Source organism: Niallia sp. FSL W8-0951, assembly GCF_038006525.1.
GTDB lineage: Bacteria > Bacillota > Bacilli > Bacillales > Cytobacillaceae > Niallia > Niallia circulans.
In genome coordinates this window covers 3,064,877-3,089,211 of the sequence record NZ_JBBOVK010000001.1, presented here as the reverse complement: position 1 = coordinate 3,089,211, position 24,335 = coordinate 3,064,877, and the positions used below count along the sequence as shown (strand labels likewise).

At 35.5% G+C, this 24,335-nt stretch carries 24 protein-coding genes and 3 riboswitches; of the genes, 19 read left to right on the top strand and 5 right to left on the bottom strand.

The annotated features are described in order from the left end of the window. The first annotated feature begins 135 nt into the window (after positions 1 to 135). From NSS71_RS15325 to NSS71_RS15285, 9 genes are all read left to right on the top strand, one after another. Complete coding sequence (locus NSS71_RS15325) at positions 136 to 276, top strand: hypothetical protein (RefSeq protein WP_341151802.1); 141 nt, start codon at positions 136 to 138, stop codon at positions 274 to 276. A 375-nt stretch (positions 277 to 651) separates the two neighbouring features. Further along, positions 652 to 753, top strand: a riboswitch (purine riboswitch). A 160-nt stretch (positions 754 to 913) separates the two neighbouring features. Then, entirely contained in the window at positions 914 to 1,522 is a 609-nt protein-coding gene (locus NSS71_RS15320; RefSeq protein WP_047943630.1) for a xanthine phosphoribosyltransferase, read from the top strand. 1 nt (position 1,523) lies between these two features. Then, positions 1,524 to 2,831 carry a nucleobase:cation symporter-2 family protein gene (locus tag NSS71_RS15315; RefSeq protein WP_341151801.1) on the top strand — a complete coding sequence of 436 codons (1,308 nt, stop codon included), beginning with the start codon at positions 1,524 to 1,526 and terminating at the stop codon, positions 2,829 to 2,831. A 59-nt stretch (positions 2,832 to 2,890) separates the two neighbouring features. Further along, positions 2,891 to 3,133 carry a hypothetical protein gene (locus NSS71_RS15310; RefSeq protein ID WP_341151800.1) on the top strand — a complete coding sequence of 81 codons (243 nt, stop codon included), beginning with the start codon at positions 2,891 to 2,893 and terminating at the stop codon, positions 3,131 to 3,133. Between the two features lie 122 nt (positions 3,134 to 3,255). Next, a riboswitch (SAM riboswitch) is annotated at positions 3,256 to 3,366 on the top strand. 140 nt (positions 3,367 to 3,506) lie between these two features. Further along, positions 3,507 to 4,523, top strand: a complete 1,017-nt coding sequence (locus NSS71_RS15305) for a methionine ABC transporter ATP-binding protein (RefSeq protein WP_341151799.1) — start codon at positions 3,507 to 3,509, stop codon at positions 4,521 to 4,523. Beyond that, complete coding sequence (locus tag NSS71_RS15300) at positions 4,523 to 5,185, top strand: methionine ABC transporter permease (RefSeq protein WP_047943633.1); 663 nt, start codon at positions 4,523 to 4,525, stop codon at positions 5,183 to 5,185. Before NSS71_RS15305 ends, NSS71_RS15300 begins: the two co-directional genes overlap by 1 nt. Positions 5,186 to 5,264: 79 nt before the next feature. Further along, positions 5,265 to 6,122, top strand: coding sequence for a MetQ/NlpA family ABC transporter substrate-binding protein (locus NSS71_RS15295; protein WP_061798054.1), 858 nt, complete (start codon positions 5,265 to 5,267; stop codon positions 6,120 to 6,122). A 12-nt stretch (positions 6,123 to 6,134) separates the two neighbouring features. After that, on the top strand, positions 6,135 to 7,343 hold the full coding sequence (locus NSS71_RS15290) for a M20 family metallopeptidase (RefSeq protein WP_047943635.1): 1,209 nt from the start codon (positions 6,135 to 6,137) through the stop codon (positions 7,341 to 7,343). Between the two features lie 347 nt (positions 7,344 to 7,690). Next, positions 7,691 to 8,872 (top strand): NupC/NupG family nucleoside CNT transporter, encoded by a 1,182-nt coding sequence (locus tag NSS71_RS15285; RefSeq protein WP_061798048.1) that lies wholly within the window; start codon positions 7,691 to 7,693, stop codon positions 8,870 to 8,872. Between the two features lie 47 nt (positions 8,873 to 8,919). Here NSS71_RS15285 and NSS71_RS15280 read toward each other — a convergent pair whose 3' ends face one another. Beyond that, entirely contained in the window at positions 8,920 to 9,324 is a 405-nt protein-coding gene (locus NSS71_RS15280) for a YkvA family protein (RefSeq protein ID WP_061798045.1), read from the bottom strand. Between the two features lie 95 nt (positions 9,325 to 9,419). Beyond that, on the bottom strand, positions 9,420 to 9,605 hold the full coding sequence (locus NSS71_RS15275) for a hypothetical protein (protein WP_047943638.1): 186 nt from the start codon (positions 9,603 to 9,605) through the stop codon (positions 9,420 to 9,422). A gap of 66 nt (positions 9,606 to 9,671) precedes the next feature. Further along, positions 9,672 to 9,773, bottom strand: a riboswitch (cyclic di-GMP riboswitch). A gap of 788 nt (positions 9,774 to 10,561) precedes the next feature. Between NSS71_RS15275 and NSS71_RS15270 the strand changes: the two genes are divergently transcribed. Together NSS71_RS15270 and NSS71_RS15265 are read left to right on the top strand one after the other, a co-directional pair. Beyond that, the gene (locus NSS71_RS15270; protein WP_156485404.1) at positions 10,562 to 10,786 is read left to right on the top strand and encodes a hypothetical protein; all 225 of its coding nucleotides are present in this window, start codon (positions 10,562 to 10,564) and stop codon (positions 10,784 to 10,786) included. A gap of 186 nt (positions 10,787 to 10,972) precedes the next feature. Next, positions 10,973 to 11,479 (top strand): hypothetical protein, encoded by a 507-nt coding sequence (locus NSS71_RS15265; RefSeq protein ID WP_053215750.1) that lies wholly within the window; start codon positions 10,973 to 10,975, stop codon positions 11,477 to 11,479. A 359-nt stretch (positions 11,480 to 11,838) separates the two neighbouring features. On the opposite strand, the gene NSS71_RS15260 is transcribed toward NSS71_RS15265, so the two are convergent. Continuing rightward, positions 11,839 to 12,288 (bottom strand): AraC family transcriptional regulator, encoded by a 450-nt coding sequence (locus NSS71_RS15260; RefSeq protein WP_061798035.1) that lies wholly within the window; start codon positions 12,286 to 12,288, stop codon positions 11,839 to 11,841. Positions 12,289 to 12,727: 439 nt separating this feature from the next. After that, on the bottom strand, positions 12,728 to 13,423 hold the full coding sequence (locus NSS71_RS15255; protein ID WP_061798030.1) for a Crp/Fnr family transcriptional regulator: 696 nt from the start codon (positions 13,421 to 13,423) through the stop codon (positions 12,728 to 12,730). A gap of 155 nt (positions 13,424 to 13,578) precedes the next feature. Between NSS71_RS15255 and ric the strand changes: the two genes are divergently transcribed. Both ric and NSS71_RS15245 read left to right on the top strand, forming a co-directional pair. Beyond that, entirely contained in the window at positions 13,579 to 14,268 is a 690-nt protein-coding gene (ric, locus tag NSS71_RS15250) for an iron-sulfur cluster repair di-iron protein (protein ID WP_047943641.1), read from the top strand. Positions 14,269 to 14,369: 101 nt separating this feature from the next. After that, complete coding sequence (locus NSS71_RS15245; RefSeq protein ID WP_047943681.1) at positions 14,370 to 15,233, top strand: NAD(P)-dependent oxidoreductase; 864 nt, start codon at positions 14,370 to 14,372, stop codon at positions 15,231 to 15,233. Positions 15,234 to 15,265: 32 nt separating this feature from the next. On the opposite strand, the gene NSS71_RS15240 is transcribed toward NSS71_RS15245, so the two are convergent. Continuing rightward, positions 15,266 to 16,354 (bottom strand): iron-containing alcohol dehydrogenase family protein, encoded by a 1,089-nt coding sequence (locus NSS71_RS15240; protein ID WP_047943682.1) that lies wholly within the window; start codon positions 16,352 to 16,354, stop codon positions 15,266 to 15,268. Between the two features lie 185 nt (positions 16,355 to 16,539). Here NSS71_RS15240 and NSS71_RS15235 point away from each other — a divergent pair, with 185 nt between their 5' ends. From NSS71_RS15235 to NSS71_RS15210, 6 genes are all read left to right on the top strand, one after another. Continuing rightward, the gene (locus tag NSS71_RS15235) at positions 16,540 to 17,100 is read left to right on the top strand and encodes an AAA family ATPase (protein WP_328282761.1); all 561 of its coding nucleotides are present in this window, start codon (positions 16,540 to 16,542) and stop codon (positions 17,098 to 17,100) included. Positions 17,101 to 17,163: 63 nt separating this feature from the next. Next, positions 17,164 to 17,982, top strand: coding sequence for a MurR/RpiR family transcriptional regulator (locus NSS71_RS15230; protein ID WP_341151798.1), 819 nt, complete (start codon positions 17,164 to 17,166; stop codon positions 17,980 to 17,982). A 109-nt stretch (positions 17,983 to 18,091) separates the two neighbouring features. Continuing rightward, positions 18,092 to 19,087: an acrylyl-CoA reductase family protein gene (locus tag NSS71_RS15225; protein ID WP_328282762.1), complete on the top strand. Its 996-nt coding sequence runs from the start codon at positions 18,092 to 18,094 to the stop codon at positions 19,085 to 19,087. A 241-nt stretch (positions 19,088 to 19,328) separates the two neighbouring features. Continuing rightward, positions 19,329 to 19,721 (top strand): nuclease-related domain-containing protein, encoded by a 393-nt coding sequence (locus NSS71_RS15220; protein WP_082138392.1) that lies wholly within the window; start codon positions 19,329 to 19,331, stop codon positions 19,719 to 19,721. Between the two features lie 664 nt (positions 19,722 to 20,385). Further along, positions 20,386 to 22,626, top strand: a complete 2,241-nt coding sequence (locus NSS71_RS15215) for a GAP1-N2 domain-containing protein (RefSeq protein WP_328282763.1) — start codon at positions 20,386 to 20,388, stop codon at positions 22,624 to 22,626. Between the two features lie 127 nt (positions 22,627 to 22,753). Beyond that, positions 22,754 to 24,187, top strand: coding sequence for an NAD-dependent succinate-semialdehyde dehydrogenase (locus NSS71_RS15210; protein ID WP_082138393.1), 1,434 nt, complete (start codon positions 22,754 to 22,756; stop codon positions 24,185 to 24,187). The last annotated feature ends 148 nt before the right edge of the window (positions 24,188 to 24,335 follow it).

Here is a 24,335-nt window from a genome sequence, read left to right as displayed (position 1 = left end):
ACATCATAATTAGGTTTTTATTCGCTTCTTTTTGTGAATAACAAGAAGCGGACTACGGTCATTATATCATTTTAATTCCTAACAATGGGGAATGTAGAAGCGAAAATTAAAAAATTGTTAATATATGGAAGATGTGTGCTTTATAGTAAAGTGATTTTGACAGATTGGAGTGCAGCAACAACGATTAAACAAGTAGAATCCTTAGAAGATTTTATATCCATTGTGCCAATTATTAAAGCGGCAATACCAGGCAGACTTTTCGATAGCGATTTGTGATAAAGAAAAATTTATCGTTTATTTTTTCCTGGAGAGATTATCAATTTACATATCAAAACAAATCAGTCCTTACAGCCTGATGAACCGTTGAGAGAGACAATTCAGCCAAAAAAAACCTTAAAGCCGAATCGATGGGAAAAATTGCAGCTATCGGGAAAAACAAGCAGATTCCATTGAACATACAGCCATCTTTATGGAAGAAGTTTTAAAGATGGCTAAAAAGATAAATGACTATTCTAATAAGCTATAGAATTAGTCTTTTTTAGAGGTTTTTATCCATTAACTATTCAATCGCTAAGCTGGAAACTTTCTCCTTTTAAAAAAATTTAGTTTTCATTTCCGAGAAAATCCGTTATAATCCATTATGTTGTCAAATAATCAATCGATATATACACTCGTATAATAGCAGGAATATGGCCTGCAAGTTTCTACCAGATGACCGTTAATCATCTGACTACGGGTAAGCGTATAAAATGCATATATACTGATCTATACATAAATAGGGCAGTCTATTTTTGCTTTAAAAACACAGCCGCTTACTCATAGAGTAAGCAGCTGTGTTTTTTTGTATTATGTAAGGATAGTTCGAGCATTTATTGTTATTAGCTATCCTTCAAAAAAGGAGAGAGTCTAGTTAATGGAGTTATTGAAGAAGAAAATTGAAGAAGAAGGTATTGTGTTAAGTGATCATGTTTTAAAAGTAGATTCATTCATTAATCACCAAATGGACCCTCAGCTGATGAAGGAAATTGGCTTGGAGTTTGCTAGATTGTTTAAAGATGCTGGGATTACAAGAATCTTAACAATAGAGTCATCTGGTATCGCACCAGCTATAATGGCAGGTCTAGCATTAGATGTTCCGGTTATTTTTGCAAGAAAAAGAAAATCCCTTACTTTAACAAGCGATTTATATACAGCAACAGTTTATTCATTTACAAAACAAGAGTCAAATGAAATTACAGTTTCCAAAAAGTATATGCATTCAGATGATCATGTTCTTGTAATTGATGACTTTTTAGCTAATGGACAGGCTGCTCTAGGCTTAGCAAATATTGTCGAGCAGGCTGGTGCAACTGTTAGTGGAATTGGGATATTAATCGAAAAGTCATTCCAGCAAGGGGCAGATGATTTAATCGCAAAAGGCTATCGAGTAGAATCTCTAGCAAGAATTGCCTCTTTAAAGGGTGGAAAAGTAACATTTGCCGAACAGCGAATACATGATGGCATTTATGCAGGAGGATATTAAAATGGAAAAAATGTCAGTAAAAACATGGTCTGTAGGTCTGCAGCATGTACTAGCAATGTATGCTGGTGCTGTGCTTGTACCTTTATTAATTGGAGGAGCATTAAAATTAACACCTGAACAGTTAACCTATCTTATATCGATTGATCTACTAACATGTGGTGTTGCTACGTTGCTGCAGGTTTGGAAAAATAAATTTTTTGGAATTGGTCTCCCTGTTATGCTTGGCTGTACATTCACTGCAGTTGGTCCAATGATTGCAATAGGAAGTCAGCATGGAATAACGGCCATTTATGGTGCAATTATTGTTTCTGGTATTATTGTTGTTCTTATCTCTTCAATCTTTAGCAAGCTTGTGAAATTTTTTCCTCCAGTCGTAACTGGTTCTGTCGTTACTATTATTGGTCTTACTTTAATTCCTGTAGCATTTAATGATATGGCAGGAGGGCAGGGAAGTGCAGACTTCGGTAATATTAAAAACGTCGTACTTGCTTTTGGTGTACTTACTATCATTATATTGCTAAATAAATTTACAACCGGGTTTATCAAGACAATTTCTATTCTGATTGGAATTATTATCGGAACGCTAATTGCTGCAATGATGGGAATGGTTGATTTTGCTAAAGTGGGTGAAGCTGATTGGATACATGGAATCACTCCATTTTATTTTGGAATGCCAACCTTTGATCTCACTTCCAATATCACGATGACTCTTGTTGCCATTGTGAGTTTAATTGAATCAACAGGTGTCTATTTAGCATTAGGAGATATAACTAATAAAAAGGTTTCAGAAAAAGATTTAGCAAACGGATATCGAGCAGAAGGGATAGCTTCTGTAATTGGCGGGATTTTCAACTCCTTCCCTTACACAGCTTATTCACAAAATGTTGGTTTAGTTCAATTAACAGGTGTAAAAACAAAGAATGTCATTTATGCAGCAGGAACAATTTTAGTTATTTTAGGCTTTATTCCTAAGATTGCAGCCATTACAACATTGATTCCAACAGCTGTACTTGGGGGCGCTTCGCTTGCAATGTTTGGTATGGTTGTGTCCTATGGTATTAAAATGCTAGGACAGGTGGATTTTAATCACCAAGGAAACTTACTCATTCTTGCTTGCTCGATTGGAATGGGGCTTGGTGTAACCGTTGTTCCAGATATCTTTATGAAATTTCCAGAAAGCATCCGCATCCTCTTCCAAAGCGGTATTGTTGCAGGTGGGCTAACTGCAATTATCTTAAATATTTTATTTAACATAATTCCCGGATCACGTGCCAAAACAGTACAAATGGAAGAAAAGACAGCAGCCTAAATTTGCGATGCTAAAAAACAGATAAATAAGACTTTCCGCAGAAAACGGGAAGTCTTATTTTGTTTAAACAAAAAAGCAAAAGTAATCCAATAATAAGCATAAATCGAGAAATTACGCTTTTTTATAAAAATTATTCCGATAAGTTTAATTATATTTATTTGTTATATCAGAATATTTTTTTGTTAATGGTTATAGGAATAGATGGAGTATTGATTGAAGTCGAAGTTAAAGAAATTATATGGGTAATAAGAATAGTTTCTTATCCTATATATAAAAACGATTATCAAGTGGATGTTTTATAAGAATAATTTATTTTTATAGCGAAGCATATTTGTAAATAAAAAAATGCAAAAACATAGTTGACAATTTATTTATCTAGTTTTATAGTTGTTATCAAATCTTACAAAAATTAAATAAAACATTTTTCTTATCCAGAGAGACGGAGGGACAGGCCCGAAGAAGTCTCGGCAGCGGATTTATATTAAACACCGTGCCAATTCCTGCAAATGCCAATTGTGCATTTGAAAGATGAGAAAAAGTAGTTTCTTTGTCTTATAAAGGCCCTGCTTTTTCTTTCTGGAAAGAAGAAGCAGGGCCTTTTTGCATTCACTAAAAGTCTGCTTCTTCTTGACAAGATACGTATGTTTTTAACCTAGTATAGGAGTGGAAGGGCAAATGATTGAATTTGAAAAGGTAGCCAAGACCTTTAAGCTTGGCAGTCGCGAAGTAAACGCAGTAAAGGATGTTTCTATCTCCATTGCACAAGGAGAGATTTTTGGGATTATTGGTTTCAGTGGAGCTGGAAAAAGTACTTTATTACGACTTGTGAATTTATTAGAAACACCAACAAACGGAAATATCCAAGTACAAGGAGTAGATGTAGCCTCCCTATCACCAAAAGAGATTCGCAAGCTTCGCCGAAGAATCGGCATGATTTTTCAAAACTTTAATCTCTTTACATCTCGAACGGTAGCCGGCAACATAGCCTATCCATTAAAGCTAGCTGGTGTATCGAAAAAGGAAATAAAAGAAAGAGTGGCAGAGCTCTTGCACTTTGTCGGTTTATCCGATAAAGCAGACGACTATCCTGAACAATTGTCAGGAGGACAGAAGCAGCGGGTTGGGATTGCACGTGCTCTTGCTACTTCTCCGGATATATTGATTTGTGATGAAGCAACTTCTGCGCTTGATCCAGATACAACAGGTGAAATACTGCGTTTATTAAAAAAAGTAAATAAGGATTTAGGCATTACGATTTTATTAATTACACATGAGATGCATGTTATTCAAGAAATATGTGACCGAGTGGCTGTGATGGAAAATGGCGAAGTAATAGAGAATGGATCTGTCTTTGAAGTTTTCACAAATCCCCAACACTCGACTACACAACGCTTTATTCAGTCTGTACAGCAGGATCGTCCATCTGCTTCCTTATTGGCTGAATGGAGGAATAAGGGCGGCGACAAGTTATATAGAGTAATTTTTAAAGGGGAAATTGCAAGTGATCCAGTTCTTTCAAAGGTCACAAGAAAATTTAATGTCGATGTAAATATTGTTTATGGATCTGTTCGTGAATTGCAAGAGAAGTTTTATGGGAATCTTCTAGTATCCTTTGAAGGCAGCAAGGAAAATATTAAAGCGGTTCTGCATGAATTAGAAGCATTAGTAACAGTTGAGGAGGTGCTTGTTTAATGAAGGTTGATTGGAGTACTTTTTGGCCGCGCATTGTGGAATCTACCGGAGAAACCATATTAATGGTTATTACCACTCTTATTTTAGGATCTATTTTAGGCATTACGATTGGATTACTTCTCTTTGTGACAAGGAAGGGAAATATTTTGGAAAATAAATTAGTTTTCCGTTTGCTCAATATTCTAATAAATATTATCCGCCCTATTCCATTTATTATTTTCTTAGTAGCAATCAGCCCGTTAACAAGAGCAGTTGTGGGCACAACGATTGGGACTTGGGCAGCGATATTTCCAATGACTATTGCAGCCTCATTCGGAATTGCGAGAGTAGTAGAAAATAATTTAGTCAGTATTGATCCAGGAGTTATTGAAGCTGCTAAAGCGATGGGAGCAAGCCCTTTGCAAATCATTTTTACTGTATTAATTCCCGAAGCATTAGGACCACTGATTCTAGGATTAACCTTTGTAACGATCAGCTTAATTGATTTTTCTGCGATGGCTGGTACCGTTGGCGGAGGCGGACTGGGACATGTGGCGATGACATATGGCTACCAGCGTTTTGACGGCAGTGTTATGCTTGTTACCGTCATTATACTGATTATACTTGTACAAATTGCTCAATGGATTGGAAATACATTATCACGAAAAATAATGAGACGTTAAGACAAAACTTTAACGATGGGATATTTACCGCTTTATAAGTTAAAAAATAACAAAAATTACTAATTAAGGAGATTGAGAGATGAAAAAATATTTTGCTATTTTACTATTATTAACAACTATTTGGGCACTAGCTGCCTGCGGGTCAGACAGTGCATCAGGTAAAGATAAAACAGTGAAGGTGAAAATAGGGGTAACAGGATCCGATGGAGAAGTCTGGCCGACTTTGAAGAAAAAGGCGAAAGCAGAAGGAATTGAAATCGAGCTAGTCGAGTTTTCAGACTATACTTTGCCAAACCAAGCTTTAGAGAATGGAGATATTGATATTAACTCCTTCCAGCATATTGCTTTTCTAAGTCAGTTTAATGAAGAAAACAAAACGGATTTAACGCCCATCGGAACAACAGTGATTGCTCCTATGGGAATCTATTCAGAAAAAGTGAAAGATGTAAGTGAAATAAAAGAGGGTGACAAAATTGCTATTCCAGACGATCCATCTAATCAAGCGCGCGCTTTAAAATTACTTGAATCTGCAGGATTAATTACCTTAGCTGATGACTTTGGATTATTTGGAGATCCATCTAAGATTGTAGAAAACCCAAAGAAACTTGATATCTTGCCAATTGTAGCTCAACAAACACCAAGAGTCTTACCAGATGTTGCAGCATCTGTTATCAATAATGGTGTCGCTGGTCAAGCAGGCTTTGATCCTGTTAAAGATCCCATTTATCTAGAAGATGCAGAGGATAAAAACGTATTACCATATGTAAATATCTTTGCGGCTCGTACAGAGGATGCGAATAATGAAACCTATCAGAAAATTGTTGAACTTTATCATGAAGAAGAAGTTGTAAAAGCGGTAGAAGCAGATACAAATGGTGGTTCGATTGTAGTAAATATTGCAAAAGATGAGCTGGCAAAACAATTTAAAGGACTATAAGGGGGAGAGAAAATGAGTAATACGTTATCTGGTCTTGATTTAATTAATGAATCCATTCAAACAAATAAGGATCTTTATATTGAAACGAGTCAATTAATTCATGCAAATCCTGAGATTGGCAATCAAGAATTTTTTGCAAGTAAAAGGCATGTAGATATTCTAACAAACGCGGGATTTAAAGTGGAAATTGCTGTTGCTGGACATGAAACATCTTTTTATGCAGTAAAAGACAGTGGGATATCTGGTCCAACCATTGCCTTCCTTGCTGAATATGATGCCTTGCCTGGTCTAGGGCATGCTTGTGGCCACAATATTATTGGAACAACAAGTGTTGCAGCTGGTATTGCCTTATCTCAAGTACTGTCTAAAACTGGTGGGAAAGTAGTTGTTCTTGGCACACCTGCAGAAGAGGGAGGTCCAAATGGGAGTGCAAAAGGAAGCTTTGTGAAACATGGCTATTTAAAGGATGTGGATGTCGCTTTAATGATTCATCCCTCTGGCCAAACCTCGTTGACTAGTGAAACACTTGCTGTGGATCCCTTAGATTTTCATTTTTACGGAAAAGCAGCACATGCATCCGGATCACCTGAAAAAGGGATAAACGCACTTGATGCAGTTATACAATTGTTTGTCGGCATCAATGCGCTTAGACAACAGCTGCCTGATGATATCAGAATCCATGGGATTATAACAAACGGGGGAGATGCACCGAATATCATACCAGAATATGCATCAGCACGATTCTATATACGTGCCGAAACATGGAAAAAAACAGAAGAGGTTGCAGCAAAAGTTCGTGCGATCGCTGAAGGAGCTGCGCTTGCCACTGGTGCGACTGTTAAAGTGGAAAGATTTCAAAATGAAGTGAAGGATTTTGTATTAAACCCAATTTTAGATGGAATCTTAAAAGAAGAATTAGAGGCAGTTGGAGAAACAGTTGTAACGGAAAGATCTCGCGGAAAAGGATCAACAGACGCTGGAAATATTAGCTATGAAGTTCCAACTGCGCATCCTCATATTAAAATAGGGCCAGACGACTTAATTGCCCATACGAACGAATTTCGAGAAGCCGCAAAATCACCAACTGGAGATGCCGCTCTTGTTAAAGGAGCACAAGTCCTTGCAAAAACAGGCTATCGTTTGCTTTCAGATAGTGTGCTTTTAAATCGTGTGAATAAAGCATTTGAAGCAGCGAAAAAAGAAAAAGTAAACTCCATTTAAAATAGTTATTTTTGTCACTGGAAATTTCAAAAGAATAGAGAAATGGAAAAAGCAATTTTAGGAGATGGTTCCTGAAATTGCTTTTTATCGTTTTATTTACCTGGGTGAGTATTTATAATGATATGAATTAAATATATTTAGATAATATTTAGAAAGGTTGAAATTTTATTAATTTAACTTATTCTTCAATTAAAGGATGACATTAACCCAAATATAAGGTAATATCTAAAACTGTATATCGTTTTTAATGTATTAGCAATGTTTTCTGAAGTTATATTAACTATATTAAGATAGTTTTTATGAGAAGAGGAAGGTTGTTACTGCTTCATATTTAGGAGGAATTTTCTATGTCGATTTTAGTTGGGATATTAGGTATCATCGTGACGATAGCTATTGCCTTTTTACTATCAAATGATAAAAAAAGGATTAACTTCAGAGCTATTCTCGTATTATTTGTGCTTGAATTTATTGTAGCACTAATAATGTTTAAAACTACAGTAGGACTAAAAATAGTAGAAGCTACATCTAACGGTGTCTCTAAAGTCCTTAACTATGGGTATGAAGGGGTAAATTTTGTTACTGGGGGATTAGTACCAGAAGGCGAAAGTGTTTTTTTCATTAATGTTCTTATGATCATTATTTTTACTTCTACTTTATTATCTTTGTTAACTCATATCAAAGTATTGCCACTAGCAATTAAATATATTGGTGGTGCATTGGCTAAGATTACTGGTTTATCAAAGGTTGTAACATTTAACAGCATTAACTCTATCTTTTTTGGACAATCGGAAGCACTTCTTGCGATCAAAGGGCATTTAGATACGATAAACGCAAATAAATTATTTATTGTATGTACCTCTGCTATGGGATCTGTTTCTGCATCTATTATGGGGGCATACATGGAAATGATTCCTCCCCGATATGTATTAGCAGCTATGATTTTAAATGCATTATCTGCTTTAATTATTGCGACACTTATTGCACCAATTTCAAAAGATGAAGATGAGAAAATTAACATAAAAGATGTCTCCAATACGAATTCTGTTTTTGGAGCAATCTCAGCAGGAGCTTTAGATGGTGGTCGTGTTGCCTTAATTGTTGCCGCGATGTTAGTTGCTTATGTTGGTTTACTGGCTCTAATTGACGGTTTCTTTACAAGTATTTTCGGCATCGGTTTTACCGGTATATTGGGTTATATATTTGCTCCAATTGCTTGGATAATGGGGATACCTGGCAGTGAAATAGTAACGGCTGGTTCTGTAATGGGGACGAAATTAGCTGCAAACGAATTTGTAGCAATGCTGCAATTACAACCATTACTTGGAGATCTTTCAGACAAAACAGTAGGGATTGTGTCCACTTTCCTTGTATCTTTTGCAAATTTCTCTAGTATTGGAATTATTGCCGGATCGATTCAAGCAATTAATGCCAAAAAAGCAGATATCGTTGCAAAATTCGGACTGAAAATGTTATTAGCAGCCACACTTGCATCTGTATTAACCGCTACAATCGTAGGTTTATTTCTTTAATAAATGAAAAAGGGACTGTTGCTAGTCCCTTTTTTTATAAGCAATTTCTACTTTATTTTTTTATCTATTTCAGTTGTATCGACTTTACTGCCAAACCACTCTGTGAGTTTTACTCTTGCTTTTGATTTAATATCCTCATCAATATACATAGCAACTTGGAATAATGCAAGTCCTAGTGCCCCTAAATCATCTGTATAACCTATACCAACAAGAAAATCAGGGATTAAATCAAGAGGGAGGATAAAATAACCTAATGCTCCAATAATAGTTGCTTTGACTTTTTTAGGTACATTTGGTTTTTGTAAAGTGTAATACAACAAAAGCACCGCATAAACGACAGAGGAACCTGCCTTTTTTCCAAACTTGGCAATTTTGGACCAAAATTTTTCCTCGGAATAATGCTTTCCTGCAGCAGCAAGTTCTTTTTCTAATTTTTCTTTTGATTCGGCCATTATGAAAGCTCCTTTCCTAATGGTTTTCGCGCCTATTCATATAATGATTATATGCTTTTGTGTAGTATAAGTAAAATATTTACTGTTTGACTAGTCTATTTACCAACAAAAGTAAGGAAAATACGAAGCCATCCAAAAAAGGAAATCCATAAAGGGGTACTAATAAGCATACCGAAAAATAGTCCCTTCCCAAAATTTCCTGTTTCCGGTAAATAATAGTTTTGATCGCTTACAACGATTGATCGCTTGATTAGTATTTCATCATTATTTTTTTGTCTCATTTTCTTTTTTCCCTTCATCTAAATCGTCGAAGGTGGATTCGGTAACTGGCTGGCAAGCGTAATGAATGTCATAACTTTTGCTATCATGTAGAAAAAATCGATCTTCGTTACCCCTAAGCCCCTATAGCTTTGCGTCATCACTTTTCAATGATTTTGCCCTTTCGTCGATTAGTCAGATTATTATAGTTTAAGATTAGTACTTGCTAGTTCTAAATGCCAGTATCAAAAGGCCTATAACACCTTTATAAAGAAATTATATCAAATATTTTGTGGGAATTATAGGTTATTTATACTATATTAGACATCTGAAATTCTTTTTCTTCATACTTTCTCCATTTGCTAATTGATTGTCCATTCATTATTTTTCCTATAATAATGGGCAAAAAATAAATAGGAAAACAATAATTATCCACAAAAGCCATTAAGCAGTCATCCCATTTTTAAACAAACGTCAAGTGAAAAATATTTTTTTAGAAATAGAGAAGTTACCACGGTAAAAGAAGACAGTGGATTTCGACGTTCTTCTCCATTATTCAAGGAGTAATTTAATTGTTCTAGTTGTTTTAGTGATAAGACGTATGTCGGAAGGAGATTTAATCGATCAGTATTGCCGTGTTTTAGGATAATTTCCCGGGAAACTTGTCGCTATTTCTGTATTTACTTTTTATCGGTGCATGTGGAAGTATTATGTCAACTTTTGTTTATCCATTAAAAAGATTATTCTTTGGCTGAAGCTTCGACCTTTTTATTCTTTTAGCAGCTTTCCTTATCGGTGAATATGCCATTCATTTTGGGGTAGAGGTAGCAGCATGGCTTGCCTTAATTAGGTATTTTCGAACATTGCCCTGAATACTTTGTTAATGATGGGTTCCATTAGTCAATTCGATATAAAAGAACTGATGCCTGTTTTTAATCAGGATTTAAGGAACAGTATTGGCGAGTAGACATCATATGGCATGACTGAGATGCTGGTTTGTATGATTCTTTCGCTAGTAAGAAACGAACAGACTTGGCTCAGTTCCTCTGAAGCAGGTGGTATTTATGGTGGCATGATTGTTATGATTTGGCCAATTTTGGAAGCGTTAGTATTAACCGCAGATGTAGCAGCAAAGTATATTGTTTCTTCTATGGCAAATGGCTCGAAGTGCAAATGGATTTATTTATCCATTGTTATGAAATAATTATAATTTTCTTTTTGTGTTACCTATTTTTACAATGATGATTTTCCATTACTCATTCATTGCCTTCTGAAAGAAAAGATCATCGTCTAGTTATCATTCCTGTAGGACTTGTTTTAAAAACTGTTTACTGCACCTCAAATGGGCTATTTACATAGAGTAATATAAAAGCTCGAAAGGGGAATAATAATGTATTTTCAGCCGTTTTATTCTTATTGTGGACACCATTCTTTTCTACCTCATCATAGAATGATTAGTTCGCAAATAGGTGGAGAATCTAGAATAACCCCTCCATCGAATGGTGGAGGAACAGTTCCTCATTTGCCGCCAATCGGAGGTGGGATTTTGCCGCCGTTTCCAGGTGGAGAACAACCGCCTCCTCCAGCAGGACCTCCAGCATTTCCAGATGCACCGCAGATTGGAGATGGGACTGACTCTGGACCGCCGATATCACCACCGCCATCTTTTACACCACAATTAAATCAGTCGCAACTAAGCACTTTTACTGTTGAATCTAGTTCTATCCGACCTTGTATGTACCGCTTTACTTTTATTTGGTTAGAAAATGGCAAAGGATTTTGGTTCTATCCAACCTTTATTGGGCGTCATTCTATTGCAGGATATCGTTGGCGAATAAACCGTTGGATGTATTATGGAACAGATATTAACCGTATTCGATTTTTTCAGTGTATTTAAGCTAGCAAGGAAAGATCTCCTATGTTGATAATGAAACAGAGTTATTGTGGAATACAAAGTGGTGTAGTATGAATGATATTTAGTGTGAATGAAGAAAGTCCAATGTAGAAACTATAAAGGGAGCAGAGGGAAGGCAACCATTATAAAGAGAGACAAGTGAAGCATTTAAACGAGCAAGGTCTCTGTGCCCCAAAAGAAGAGAACAGAGAAAAAAGGTAAAGGAGGAGAGCTCTCTGTGCCCCAAAAAGAAAGAGGAATAGAGAAAAAGTAAAAGAGAAGAGTTCTCTGTGACTGAAATTCAAAAGAAAAAGTGCAAAAAGGTAACAGATACCCCTTCTCCTCGCTGTGCCACTGCTCGGTTACTGTATAGGAACTAGTATTTCACACAAATGATTTTCAATCATTTGTGAATTATATCTTTCTATAATTGGTTGTTGTCTTAATGATAGATTATGTCTTTCTATCTCAGAAATAATATTTCCCCAAAATTCACTGACTGCCTCTTTTGTATGGTCGAGCAAGAAAACAGCATATTTTCCACCGGGAAATTCACCAACTTGAGCTGGTTTTGCTACTTTAAAATTATTTTCTATCACAATACAAACATCATAACGGCATTCCTCCTTAGGTGTGATTTCTGGGTTATCTCGAGGTATGCCAAGAATAATAGAATTATCAAATAAGCCATTCGATTTTGCCCACTTTTTAAAGGATTCCATCAATTCTTTATTTTGTTTTTCTCCATACTCCCCAACATTTCGAAAATAAGCAATCCTTGATTTAGGTATTTCTTCAATAGTTATATTCATATTGTAACCTCCTTCTTAGATAAGGTAATTCGAATTAAAATGTTTTTCAAGTGAATTTTAAAAAAATTTTGACTTCATGATGGTTTTCTTCTCTCAAGAAGTAATTCACTAGATCTTTAAACAGATATCTTTGTGGAGAAGATTAATTCAAAAGAAGCAAAAAGAATAGAAATGGGATGATTTTTTGAAGTGCATTTCTGTTAATTAGCAAGAAGAGTTGTTCTATATAAGGAACGAATAGGAAATATTTAATGGGAGGCTGGATAACATTAACCTACGTAACAATTTTAAAATCACTAATGATGGTTTATCAAATTTGGCCATTGCGCGGAAGTTTAGGAGAATAAGAAGTTACTTATGTAAAAGTGTTTCCTGCTTGGAAAAGGAGAAGGAATAGCTGCGATGAATATTTATTTGTTTTCATTATTAAAGGGGGAAGTTATCCCCCTATTGATTGAAGCTTCCCTTTATTATGAATGAGAATTTGTTTGTTACCGATTAAGCTAAGAATTCCCTTGTCGACCAGCTTTGCAAGTTTTCGGCTAATTGTTTCTCTCGTAAGGCCAACATAGCTGGAGACTTCTTCTCTTGTGATAGGGAGGGTAATAAGAACAGTATTTTGATGTTCTGTCCCGAATTTCTCACAGAATTCTAAAAGCATATCGGCAATTCTCACTTCGGGATCTTTCGTTGCTAACGTTCTTGCTAGATCTTCTGTATGAGATAAGCGTTTGGTAATCGTTTTTAACAGTTTGAAAGAGATTTCAGGATTACTTAACATTATTTGATCAAAATCTTGTTTTTTTAATACACATATCTTTGTATCTTCTAAAGCATGGCAGCTTAAGTTCATAACCATGTCATCATGAAAAAGATTGCTCTCTCCAAAGAAATCACCAGTCGTTAATAAATGAACGATTTGTTCTTTTCCCTGAATAGTTAACTTAGATAGCTTGACTTTGCCACTATGAATAATATAAAGAGAGGTGGAAATATCTCCTTCCTCTATAATCATCTCACCTTTTTTAAATAGTTTATGATGAACAACATCTGTTATTTTTTTTATTTCTAAATCTGATAAAGAGTAAAATATAGGAACTCGTTTAGGACATGGGCTAACCATTTGTTGTTTCATTATTAACACCACCAGTCAATTTGTGTATTTTTTCACAATTAAAACGATGATTATCTAATTAAAATTATAACAATCTTTAATCTGTGATTTCAATCCTATTTTACTTTGTCCATATCTTCTATACTTTAGCTATTCTAATAAGGGAGAGTGTTCATATGAATGCCATTTTTACGGAAGAGACGAAAACAGGTGATATCATTATTAAGTTTCCAGCAGCAAGTAAACTATTTAAAGAATATAAAATTGATTTTTGCTGTGGGGGAAATCGGCCAATAGGAGAGGCAATTAAATCTTTACATTTAGAAGATAAGGATTTAGTAAAAGTACTCAATATTATGTATGAACAGATGCAGACAACCGAAGAAATTGACTGGATGAATAGGTCATTAACTGATTTAGTGAAGTATATTATCGATCATTACCATGCAAATACGAGAGATTTATTAGAAGAATTAGATGGATTTGTTAGTAAAGTCTATCGTGTGCATGGGGAGCGCGATTTACATTTGAAAGATATGTATACCCAGTTTTATTTATTAAAGGACGATTTAGAACAACACTTGCTTCGAGAAGAGCAGCGGATTTTTCCAAAAGTGATAGAATATGAGGCGAGTAAGGAAGTAGAAAGTCTTGAAAAGGCTCGTGCTGAAATCACAATATTAGAAAAGGAACATGAAGGTGCAGGGGAAATATTGAAGAAAATTCGCCAAGCTACGAATGATTATGAACTGCCGCTGCATGCATGTAATACGTACCGATTAACCTATTTAAAACTAGAAGAATTAGAGAGCTTAACATTTGATCATATTCATCTAGAGAATAATGTATTGTTTAGAAGATTATAAACGGTAATTCTTCTTCCTATCCTATATCCACATTGACGTATTGTGATAAATAATATGGTAAAATGTGTATGACTATAGGATGGGAAGGATGGAATGATTGTATGAAAATAGGTTGGATAGGATTAGGAAATATGGGGATTCCGATGGCTTTGAATTTAATCAAGGCTGGTTATGAATTAACGTTCTATAATCGTACACCCGATAAAGGAAAAGAATTAATTGCTGTTGGTGCCAAACAGGCTGAATCGTTAACAGAACTAGTCGATAACAGTAACCTCATTTTTACAATGGTTTCAGACGATAATGCTGTGAAAAGCATCTATCTTGAAAATGGAATCTTGTCACATGCAAAATCAGGAAAAGTATTTATTGATATGAGTACCGTTTCCCCACAAACGTCTCAATTCATTTATAATACTGCTTTAGAAAATGGAGTGAAGTTTCTTGATGCCCCAGTTTCAGGAAGTGTTCAACCGGCTAAGGAAGGAAATTTACTTGTTTTAGTTGGCGGCGAAGAAGAAGTTTACGAACAGGTGAAAGCTGTATTGGAGCCGATGAGCAAGCTTTCTATTTATCTTGGTCCATCTGGAGCCGGCAGTAATGCAAAACTTGCCATTAACTTATTATTGGGAATTACAGTACAAGGAATTGCCGAATCCGTTCTTTTTGCAGAAAAACAAGGAATAAAAAAAGAAGACATGTTAACTATTATTAATGAAAGTGCAGTCGGAACAGCAATTTCAAAAATGAAATCATCGTCTATTTTAAAGGATGATTTTCCGGCAGCATTTGCCCTTAAGCATATGGCAAAAGATTTACGACTAGCAAGTGAAACGGCAGAATTAAATGCGATTGGAGCATCAGCCTATAAAACATATCAATCCGCTCTTGAAAATGGATTAGGAGAATTCGATGTAATGGCTGTTTTAAAAGAGTTAAAAGGAGATGGATCAACATCGCTATAAGCGATGTTGAATTCTATCTCCTTTTTCATTTTTTATACAGATTTGCTAGTTGTGATACTTTCCAGGACGTTCATTGCCGCAATTACTTCATCTGCTCGATAGGAACCCATCAGCTGAAGCGATTCTTTTGGATTAACAGCATGTTCTGCAACCTTTTGTAGAGCTATTGCCTGATTATCTACAATATGTAAGTCTGCTAAATTGGTTGGAAAACCGAGCTGCTGATAATATGGCAACAATGCTTCGATTTCATCAATGCGGTTTTCTAAGGCAAGCTGGACTAATATGCCATAAGCCACCTTTTGTCCATGAAGGATGGTGTGTGTTTCTTCAACAAAGCTTAATCCGTTATGAATGGCATGAGATCCAGACATTCTCCCATATCTTCCGCCGAATCCTCCTACTGTTCCTGCTAAAGTAATAACGGCTTCTACCGTTTTAGTAAAGCTCGGTGTAACTTTTCCAGCTTCACTGCTTTGAACTGCTTTTATACTATCCTTTAATAAAATATCACGGATGAAAACAGATTGGCTTAATGCAGCTTGGACAAATAAAGAGTGAGCTCTTTCATCATTCGCATTTCGGATAATCGCTTCTGCTTCATACCATTTTGTTAAGGTATCACCAATTCCACTTTTCAAATAATCAATCGGGGTGTGAATTAAAAATGCTGGATCAACAACCGTTAAATAACTAGAGCGTCTATGATATGCTACTCTTTCAAATTCCCCATCTGGTGAATAAATGACACTTAATGGTGTGCTTGCAGCACATGTTCCAGCAACAGTTGGAATTAAAACAACTTCGATATTTAATTTGTCTGCAACTGCCTTGGCAGTATCTAATATAATGCCGCCTCCTATACCAATAATGACATCAGCTGCTCCACATGATGGGGCGAGCTCCTCTATCGCCTGTTGAGAACTATAGCCTGCGTGCTGAATAATTTTCCAGTGTTCAGGAATGGAAGCGACATATTTAGTATAGGCTTCAAATGATTTATTGCCAGTTATGATGGCAGGAGCTTGAAAGGGAGACAATAAACTGTCTAATTCCTTTAGAATTCCTTCTTTACAAATATATTGGTTCGGACCACTTCTAACGATGTCCTCTGGTTGAATTTGCATTGTTTTTCCTCCTTAGAGATAGCCTCTGTAAATAAATTATATTATTCTAAAAATTATACAACTTTCGGAAAGCGAAAAGTAGGTGTTTTTTCAAAAAAATCAAACATTTGGAGTGAGAAAAAAAGTAAGAGTGATAAATTTGCTATAGTAAAAGAAAAATACCTTATGGGGGGAAGCTTATGATTATTTGGATCAACGGAACATTTGGTGCAGGGAAGACAACAACTGCTTATGAGCTTGTGAAAAGATTAGAAAAAGCATTTGTATTTGATCCAGAAAGATTTGGATATGTCTTAATGAAAAATATTCCACCCGCTTTACAAAAGGATGATTTTCAAGATTTTCCTCTTTGGAGAGAGACAAACTATTCATTATTAAAACAAATCACTCGCGATTACGATGGAATCATTATAGTACCAATGACCATTACGAATGAAGCATATTTTCATGAAATTATCTCGCGATTAAAGAATGATCAGATTATAGTTAAACATGTTACACTGATGGCGTCAAAAGCTACGATCAAAAAACGATTACGAAGCAGATTAGAAGGAGAAGATTCTTGGGCATATAAGCAAGCTGAATCTCGATTAAAGCAGCTAGAACGATCATTATTTAGGGAGCATGTGGATACAAATGGTTTATGTATCGAGGAAGTCATCGAAAAAGTTGCGCAGGCTATTGGCTTAAATTTAAAAGAAGATAAAAGAAATCCATTTAGAAAAAGAACGGATAGATGATGGAATAAATTAAAGGAAATTAGCTTATTTAAGTAAAGAAATCAATGAATTTTGGTGATGAAATTGAAAGATATTATTTTTCGTTTATTAGACTTTATTAATAACAATAAAACAAAGGATACGAATTACTATATTGCCTTGACACTATTAAAAGATGTGCGTCATATTGCCAATATGAACATTACTGTTTTAGCAGAAGCTTGTTATACATCCCCTGCAGCGATTACAAGATTTTGTAAAAAAATAGGGTATGCTTCCTTTCAGGAATTTAAAGATATTGCCCAATTGGACAAGTTGGAAAATCCAGTGGAGGAATATACTGAAAGTGGCTTACAAGAAAATGAAGTAGGCGAGCAATTGCAAAGAGTGCTTTATCAAAAAATGGCAGGGTGGCTGCATACAATGGAAGCTAGGATAAATGTTGGTGATGTACGAAATATTTTAGAAATTATCTATGAAGCAAAGAAGGTTTCTTTCTTCGGAACACAATTATCTCAAGCGATGGCTCAAGATTTTCAATACCGATTAGTAAAGTCTGGGAAATTTGTTCATGCCTTTTCTGATATCCAAGAGCAAATGAAAGATATAGCAGAATTGGACGAACAATCTGTAGCCATTATCACAAGCCCTTCTGGCAGATTCATAGAAGGAAATACAGAGTTGATCCAACTTATTCAGAAAAGCAACGCCAAAATTATCGTTATTACCCATAATGAAAGCCTTCCTATTGTCAATAAAGCTAATCTTTTCTATAGACTTCATGGACAAACATATGATCGAACAGGCTTCTCCTCAGAACGTTTTGGACTTATGTACTTTTTTGATTTTGCAATAGCATTTTATCAAAAGTTATACCCAGCTGAAAAGAATCACAGAGAGTAATTGCACTTCTGTAAGTGGAAATTCGCATTCATACTATAATAATAGGGTAATTTCTTTGCTTTGACCTGTTATTACTAAATTGATACTATGAGTACGAGGTGACTTAATAATGAAAAATAGTTTTCAAGCAGTTGTAGTTGATAATAAAGATAGTAATTTTTCAGTGGAAACAAAGCATGTTAGCTTAGAGGATTTATCTGCTGGTGAAGTAGTCATAAAAGTTCATTATTCTGGCGTAAACTATAAAGATGGGCTTGCTGGTACTCCAGATGGAAAAATTGTTCGTTCGTATCCCCATATTCCAGGAATTGATATGGCAGGGATAGTTGTGTCTTCAGAAGACAGTCGCTTTAAAGAAGGAGACTCTGTTATTGCTACCAGCTATGAAATAGGTGTATCTCATTCTGGAGGTTATAGTGAATATGCTCGTATTCCTGCAGATTGGATTGTTCAGCTGCCAGAAGGATTAAGCTTGAAAGAAGCGATGATTATTGGAACAGCAGGCTTTACCGCAGCTCTTTCTATACAAAGATTGCAGGATAATGGTCTGAAGCCAGAGAATGGATCTGTATTGGTGACAGGTGCTACTGGTGGAGTTGGCAGCTTCGGTGTAGCGATGCTTTCCCAATTAGGGTTTAACGTTATTGCAAGCTCTGGAAAGAAAGAAGCAGAGGGCTATTTAACAAGCATTGGAGCATCCCATGTTATCGGAAGAGAAGACGTCTATAATGGCAAAGTAAAGGCACTGGATAAGCAAGAATGGGCAGGAGCAATTGATCCAGTCGGAGGTGAATCGTTGGCTGCAATTATTAGTAAAATAATCTATGGCGGTTCGGTCGCAGTAAGTGGCTTAACAGGTGGTGGAGCAGTGCCGACAAGTGTATTTCCATTCATACTTAGAGGAGTGAATCTACTTGGAATCGACTCTGTCTATTGCCCAATGGGAATTAGACAAAAGCTATGGGAACGTATTGCAACTGATTTGAAACCAAAAAACCTTTCTTCCTTTGTTTATAAAGAGGTATCTTTGCAGCAATTACCTGAAGAGTTACCCAAAATATTAGAAGGCGGCATAACAGGCAGAATGATTGTTGCTGTTGAATAAAAAAAAAGAGGCTGTTCTTATAGAATGGCCTTTTTTAATAAAAAAAGAAGGGATGAAACAAATTAGTATGCCCTATAAACCTCGGACAATTTCTCCAGAAATCCTCGTTTTACAATCCTTGAATCAACGGATGGACCTAGATTTAAATGAAAAACAGTACTTAGCTCATCTGAAAAAAGGCTAGGCAGGAGAAAAATTATTTGATTGCTTCACAGAGACTCTTTTAGGAGACAGCTAATTAATCAATGATTTACTACTGCAAATAAATAACACTACTTTTCAAATCGATTCCATTATTATTAACACTGATGAAATTCATCTTTTTGAAATAAAGAATTATGGAGGAGACTATTACTATCAAAATGATCGCATCTATACAATGAATCATAAAGAAATTAGTAACCCACTAAATAAAATAAGGAGGGATGAAACGTTATTTAAACAGTTGCTTCATAAGCATGGTTGGGAGAATAAAACAACTACTTCTTCTGTTGTTTTTAGTAATCCTGAGTTTACCTTAATAACAAGCTCCCCTATCTTTACCATTTATTTTTCCAACGCAGGTCCAGCGATATTTAAAAAGAATGAGTCATCCTTCCGAAAATCTGAACAAGTTTCAGCAACAATTGGCTGAAAAATTAGCAGCGCTGCACATCGACAAATCCCCATTTTCAAAATTACCAATCTATAAATATAAAGAATTGCAGAAAGGAGTCTTTAGCAAAATATGTCATTCATTTAAAGTGGTAGAAATAGGAATGAATGTCGTTTGTGAAGAAAGCTGAAAGGAAGAAACAGTCAAAACTGCGGTATTACGCAATGTAGAAGAACTGAAATTACTTTTTCTTAATGAAAAAATAATAACCCTCCTATTATATAATTGGTGTAGAATTATTTATTCCAAAAAAGAATAAGAAGAATATTAGCCAAAACATTATAAGTTAGCAGGAGTCAACCGTTGGAGCTATTTTGAGTAGTTTATAATTATGTTAATAATATGTAAACTGAAATAAAAGAAAAAAGAGCGCTCCTCTCTGTGCCCAAAAGCAAGAGACAAAAAGGGAACAGACCCAAGGTTTAACTAGAATATTGAATACCACAGGGAATTTTCAAAAAAGTAGATAGAATTTCTATATTTATTGGAAAAGTGCAGCGAAGTTAGTTTTTAAAAAAACAGCATGCCTGTATAATACAGATATTAGCTGTTTTTTTTATATTGTAATTATAGTGATGAATATAGAAGCATTAATGTAAACCTTATTTATCTATAAAAACAAGGAAAGAAAGGAGAGAGGACAATGGGAAAAAGCCTGATACAGCAGCAAATAGTAACTAGAGATGGTAAAGGTCTTTTTCTTTCAGGTGATGAGTCTGATACTATAGCTGTCTCCCCTAACGTGGAGGAAAGCTTCATCAAGAAATACCTAATTCCAATTAGTACTTATCATATGCCGAGTGAATTAAAGAAAAGCAGTGACAAAGAAATAGAGAATTATCCACCGCAATTTACTTTAATGCAGCCTGAAACGGGAGAATTGGTGATAGGGAAATCTAGTTTTGCGCCTGCTGAAAGCCCAAAACGAAAGAACCAGCTGTTTGTACATAATTATATTATTCCTCCAAGTAGAAAAGAGGAATGGATCCATAAACCTTCTCAAATTTTTCATATTGAACATTTTTATAGCTTGGAAGATATTGAGAACCTAGGAGAAGAACTAGAAGAAATAGAACATGTCTCATATACGAAAGAGAATATCTTTACCAAAAAGCAAGAGCTGTTTTATGTTTTACAGCTGGATGAAAAGAAGTTTAAAGAGTTATTATTTGCTTGTATTACGGCGGTTGCGGAAAAGAAAAGAGTGTATATTTCGTTTCAGGCCCCCTCTCATCAGCAGCATAAATATGCAATGTGGCTATTGGAATTATTATTTATATATATGCCCTATGAAACAAGAAGATTATTTGGTGCATCTACTTTTCATAACGAACCAGAAATGTTAGAAAATATCCATGTAATGTTTGTAGAGCAGGGATCCATTCGTCTCCGAAATAGAGCTGTGGAAAACCAATTTACTTTTGACTTAAGTCAGGATAAAAGAAATGTCTTAAGTTTTAAGGAAGAAGAACATGATTACCTTCACTTTGCTTTTGAAGCACTGGAAACTGCCACAGAGCTAGATGAATTTTTTGTTTACTGTGAACGGGCTTTGAAAGGATTGGATAAACAGAAGAAACTTGCTATTCAAACATACAATGACTTATTTCTTCTATTCTATATGGAAAAACTAGATTATTATTTTTATGATAACGATAAAGTAGCGACATTGAAAATGCTGTATACTTTTCTCCAAAAAAATCATCGAGAAAAGCTCGAGCTTGTACATATTTTCAAACAAGTGCTTTATCGAGAAGAGCGGATGAAGGACGCTTCCATTGTTCCTGATTATCTAAGATTTGTTTTGGAAATCCAAAAGGTTGTTGAACATGTAGATGTTGTAGAATTTATAGTTAAAACAATTGCCTATTATGAAGGGGAAGATATCTGCCAATCACTATGGGAAATTCTCGAAAAATATCCAGAAACGTATCAGCAAGTTCTTTCTTATATGAGTGATATTTTTTCTTACACAGAGATTATTGAAGATTATCTAAAGCATGAATTCAGCTTTCAACATTCTTTAACCAAAGTATTAATTAATATCAAAAATCTATTGCATGTAAATTCTTCCTTTGAGCATAATGCAACATTCTTAAAAACAACCAAAAATAGACTAGTGTATGAAGTGAAAAAAAGCAGCCATCCTATGGCAATTGTCTTTGAAATAATCGTCTATTTTCAAAGATTTATTCCATTTGAATCATATAAGAGGTTGGTGCTCCCGGATGTAAAAGCACAGATTTTAGTACAATTACAGTTAGAAAAAGTAGAGCTTGCCGATGTTAAGCAGTTTGGAGAGATATTTTTACAAGACAAAGAAGAACGTAGTTTTGAGATAAAGGGTTGGGAAAAAGAGAAGTTTGAAGTATTAGAATTACTGTATACCTATTTCTACCTATCTCAGGAACAAACACAAAACGTTTTTCGTATGGCAAGTGAACCAATTAAAGCCAAAGCAACCGATTTGGCCCAAGAGATTGCGAAAGACAATGGTCTTTTTAAACCATATGAACGATTTCTCCTTCTGTTTCCAGGAGGAATGGAGGGGGTCGAACATCGTCAAGTCTTTTCGTATATAGCGATATATGGTTCCGAAGATGAAATGCTTGATTATATTGAATGGTCCTTGAAAAAATTTGGGACGAGTCCAAGGTTCAACTATGCCTTAAAAGATTACTTAATTACGGATCGTAATTCTATTTGGAAGAAGAAAGAACGGAAAAGAGAATTAGCTAGTATACGATCTCAATCTTTGAAAAAACTTCTAAAGGAAGTTCGTGAACAAACGGCGAATCCAGGTGTAAAGTTTTTTCGCAAATATGGAATTCTTATAATTGTTTTAATCATTCTTGGAGTTATAGGATATTTTTATGTGAATTAAGAGAAACGGAGCGTCTTTATTTAATAAGATGCTCCGTTTTTTATAGGAGTAAGCAAGTCGGATTATGTGGAATTATCGAAAATGTTTGTTATGATAGGGGAAAAACACTTATGAAAGGAGTATGAAAATGCAATATATTAATGGGGTATGGCGTCATTCCGTTTCAGGAAAAACTTATTCTGTCTATAACCCGGCAACTGGAGAGGTCATTGAAGAAGTGGCAAGAGGAGGAAAGGAGGACGGGCATTTAGCAATTGATGCAGCTCAAAATGCGCTGCCTTTATGGGCGAAAAAAACTGCAAAAGAACGTTCTATGTATTTAAAAACAGTAGCTGATAAGCTGCGCGAACAAATAGAAGATCTCGCAGCAATTATTACAACTGAAATGGGAAAGCCAGTTGCAGAGGCTAAGGGGGAAGTGAATTTAGCAGCAGATTATTTGGAATGGTATGCGGAAGAAGGAAAACGTATCTATGGTGATACGATTCCTGCAAGTTCAGAAACAAAGCGAATCATTGTGCTAAGACAGCCAGTAGGAGTAGTCGGAGCAATTACTCCATGGAATTTTCCAATCGCCATGCTTGCTAGAAAAATTGCTCCAGCGCTTGCTGCTGGATGTACAGTTGTCTTAAAGCCAGCGGAAGCCACTCCTTTAACAGCAATAGAAGTAATGAAGATTTTTCATGAAGTAGGACTGCCAAAAGGTGTGTTAAATTTAGTTCATGGTGATGCGGCTCCAATCGGAGATGCGATGATGGAAAGACAAGAAGTAAGAAAAATCACTTTTACAGGTTCAACAAAAGTAGGGAAAGAGCTTGCAGCAAAAGCATCTGCTACCATGAAGAAGATCTCGATGGAACTTGGGGGCCATGCTCCTTTTATCATTTTTGAGGATGCAGACTTAGAAAGAGCAGCTGAAGGCGTTATTGCAAGTAAGTTTCGCAATGCAGGACAGACATGTATATGCACGAATCGGATTTATGTTCAGAAAACAATTGCAGAACGCTTTTCCGATATTTTAGTAACAAAAATGAAAAATTTGGTTGTTGGAAATGGCTTGTATCCTGAAGTAACCATTGGGCCACTTATAAACGAAGCAGCTGTTGCCAAAACGGAAGAGCATATTCAAGATGCTATCCAAAAAGGCGCTAAAGTCATCTATGGAGGAAAAAAACCAGCTGGCGAAGAATATGACAATGGCCATTTCTATGAACCAACAGTTTTATTACATGCTACTCATGAGATGAAAATTGCGACGGAAGAAACATTTGGACCAGTAGCGCCAATTTTTGAATTTGAAACAGAGAAAGAAGCCTTACATTTTGCTAATGATACTTCCTATGGATTAGCAGCATATTTTTATACAAAAGACATCTCTCGTGTATTTAGAATGTCAGAAGGCCTTGAATATGGCATAATTGGGATCAATGATCCGGTACCAACCACTGAACAAGCACCATTTGGCGGAGTAAAAGAATCAGGAGTCGGCCGCGAAGGTGGAAAGTATGGATTAGAAGATTATTTAGAGTATAAATTTCTTTCATTGGAATTAGATCTCTAAACTTTTTATAAAAAATAGAGTTAGAATTTCTGACAAAATAGAAGAAAGTCGTACAAAGATATGATATGATCCAATAAACAGAATATTCTATATTTTATATAGGTAGATTTGTTTTGCTTGTGTGCTGCGAGCTTTTGATAGGTTATAG

Excerpts from the sequence above, each read along its gene's own strand:
- NSS71_RS15320 (WP_047943630.1), top strand. The coding sequence starts at position 914 with ATGGAGTTATTGAAGAAGAAAATTGAAGAAGAAGGTATTGTGTTAAGT.
- NSS71_RS15315 (WP_341151801.1), top strand. The coding sequence starts at position 1,524 with ATGGAAAAAATGTCAGTAAAAACATGGTCTGTAGGTCTGCAGCATGTA.
- NSS71_RS15305 (WP_341151799.1), top strand. The coding sequence starts at position 3,507 with ATGATTGAATTTGAAAAGGTAGCCAAGACCTTTAAGCTTGGCAGTCGC.
- NSS71_RS15300 (WP_047943633.1), top strand. The coding sequence starts at position 4,523 with ATGAAGGTTGATTGGAGTACTTTTTGGCCGCGCATTGTGGAATCTACC.
- NSS71_RS15295 (WP_061798054.1), top strand. The coding sequence starts at position 5,265 with ATGAAAAAATATTTTGCTATTTTACTATTATTAACAACTATTTGGGCA.
- NSS71_RS15290 (WP_047943635.1), top strand. The coding sequence starts at position 6,135 with ATGAGTAATACGTTATCTGGTCTTGATTTAATTAATGAATCCATTCAA.
- NSS71_RS15285 (WP_061798048.1), top strand. The coding sequence starts at position 7,691 with ATGTCGATTTTAGTTGGGATATTAGGTATCATCGTGACGATAGCTATT.
- NSS71_RS15280 (WP_061798045.1), bottom strand. The coding sequence starts at position 9,324 with ATGGCCGAATCAAAAGAAAAATTAGAAAAAGAACTTGCTGCTGCAGGA.
- NSS71_RS15275 (WP_047943638.1), bottom strand. The coding sequence starts at position 9,605 with ATGAGACAAAAAAATAATGATGAAATACTAATCAAGCGATCAATCGTT.
- NSS71_RS15270 (WP_156485404.1), top strand. The coding sequence starts at position 10,562 with ATGACTGAGATGCTGGTTTGTATGATTCTTTCGCTAGTAAGAAACGAA.
- NSS71_RS15265 (WP_053215750.1), top strand. The coding sequence starts at position 10,973 with ATGTATTTTCAGCCGTTTTATTCTTATTGTGGACACCATTCTTTTCTA.
- NSS71_RS15260 (WP_061798035.1), bottom strand. The coding sequence starts at position 12,288 with ATGAATATAACTATTGAAGAAATACCTAAATCAAGGATTGCTTATTTT.
- NSS71_RS15255 (WP_061798030.1), bottom strand. The coding sequence starts at position 13,423 with ATGAAACAACAAATGGTTAGCCCATGTCCTAAACGAGTTCCTATATTT.
- ric (WP_047943641.1), top strand. The coding sequence starts at position 13,579 with ATGAATGCCATTTTTACGGAAGAGACGAAAACAGGTGATATCATTATT.
- NSS71_RS15245 (WP_047943681.1), top strand. The coding sequence starts at position 14,370 with ATGAAAATAGGTTGGATAGGATTAGGAAATATGGGGATTCCGATGGCT.
- NSS71_RS15235 (WP_328282761.1), top strand. The coding sequence starts at position 16,540 with ATGATTATTTGGATCAACGGAACATTTGGTGCAGGGAAGACAACAACT.
- NSS71_RS15225 (WP_328282762.1), top strand. The coding sequence starts at position 18,092 with ATGAAAAATAGTTTTCAAGCAGTTGTAGTTGATAATAAAGATAGTAAT.
- NSS71_RS15215 (WP_328282763.1), top strand. The coding sequence starts at position 20,386 with ATGGGAAAAAGCCTGATACAGCAGCAAATAGTAACTAGAGATGGTAAA.
- NSS71_RS15210 (WP_082138393.1), top strand. The coding sequence starts at position 22,754 with ATGCAATATATTAATGGGGTATGGCGTCATTCCGTTTCAGGAAAAACT.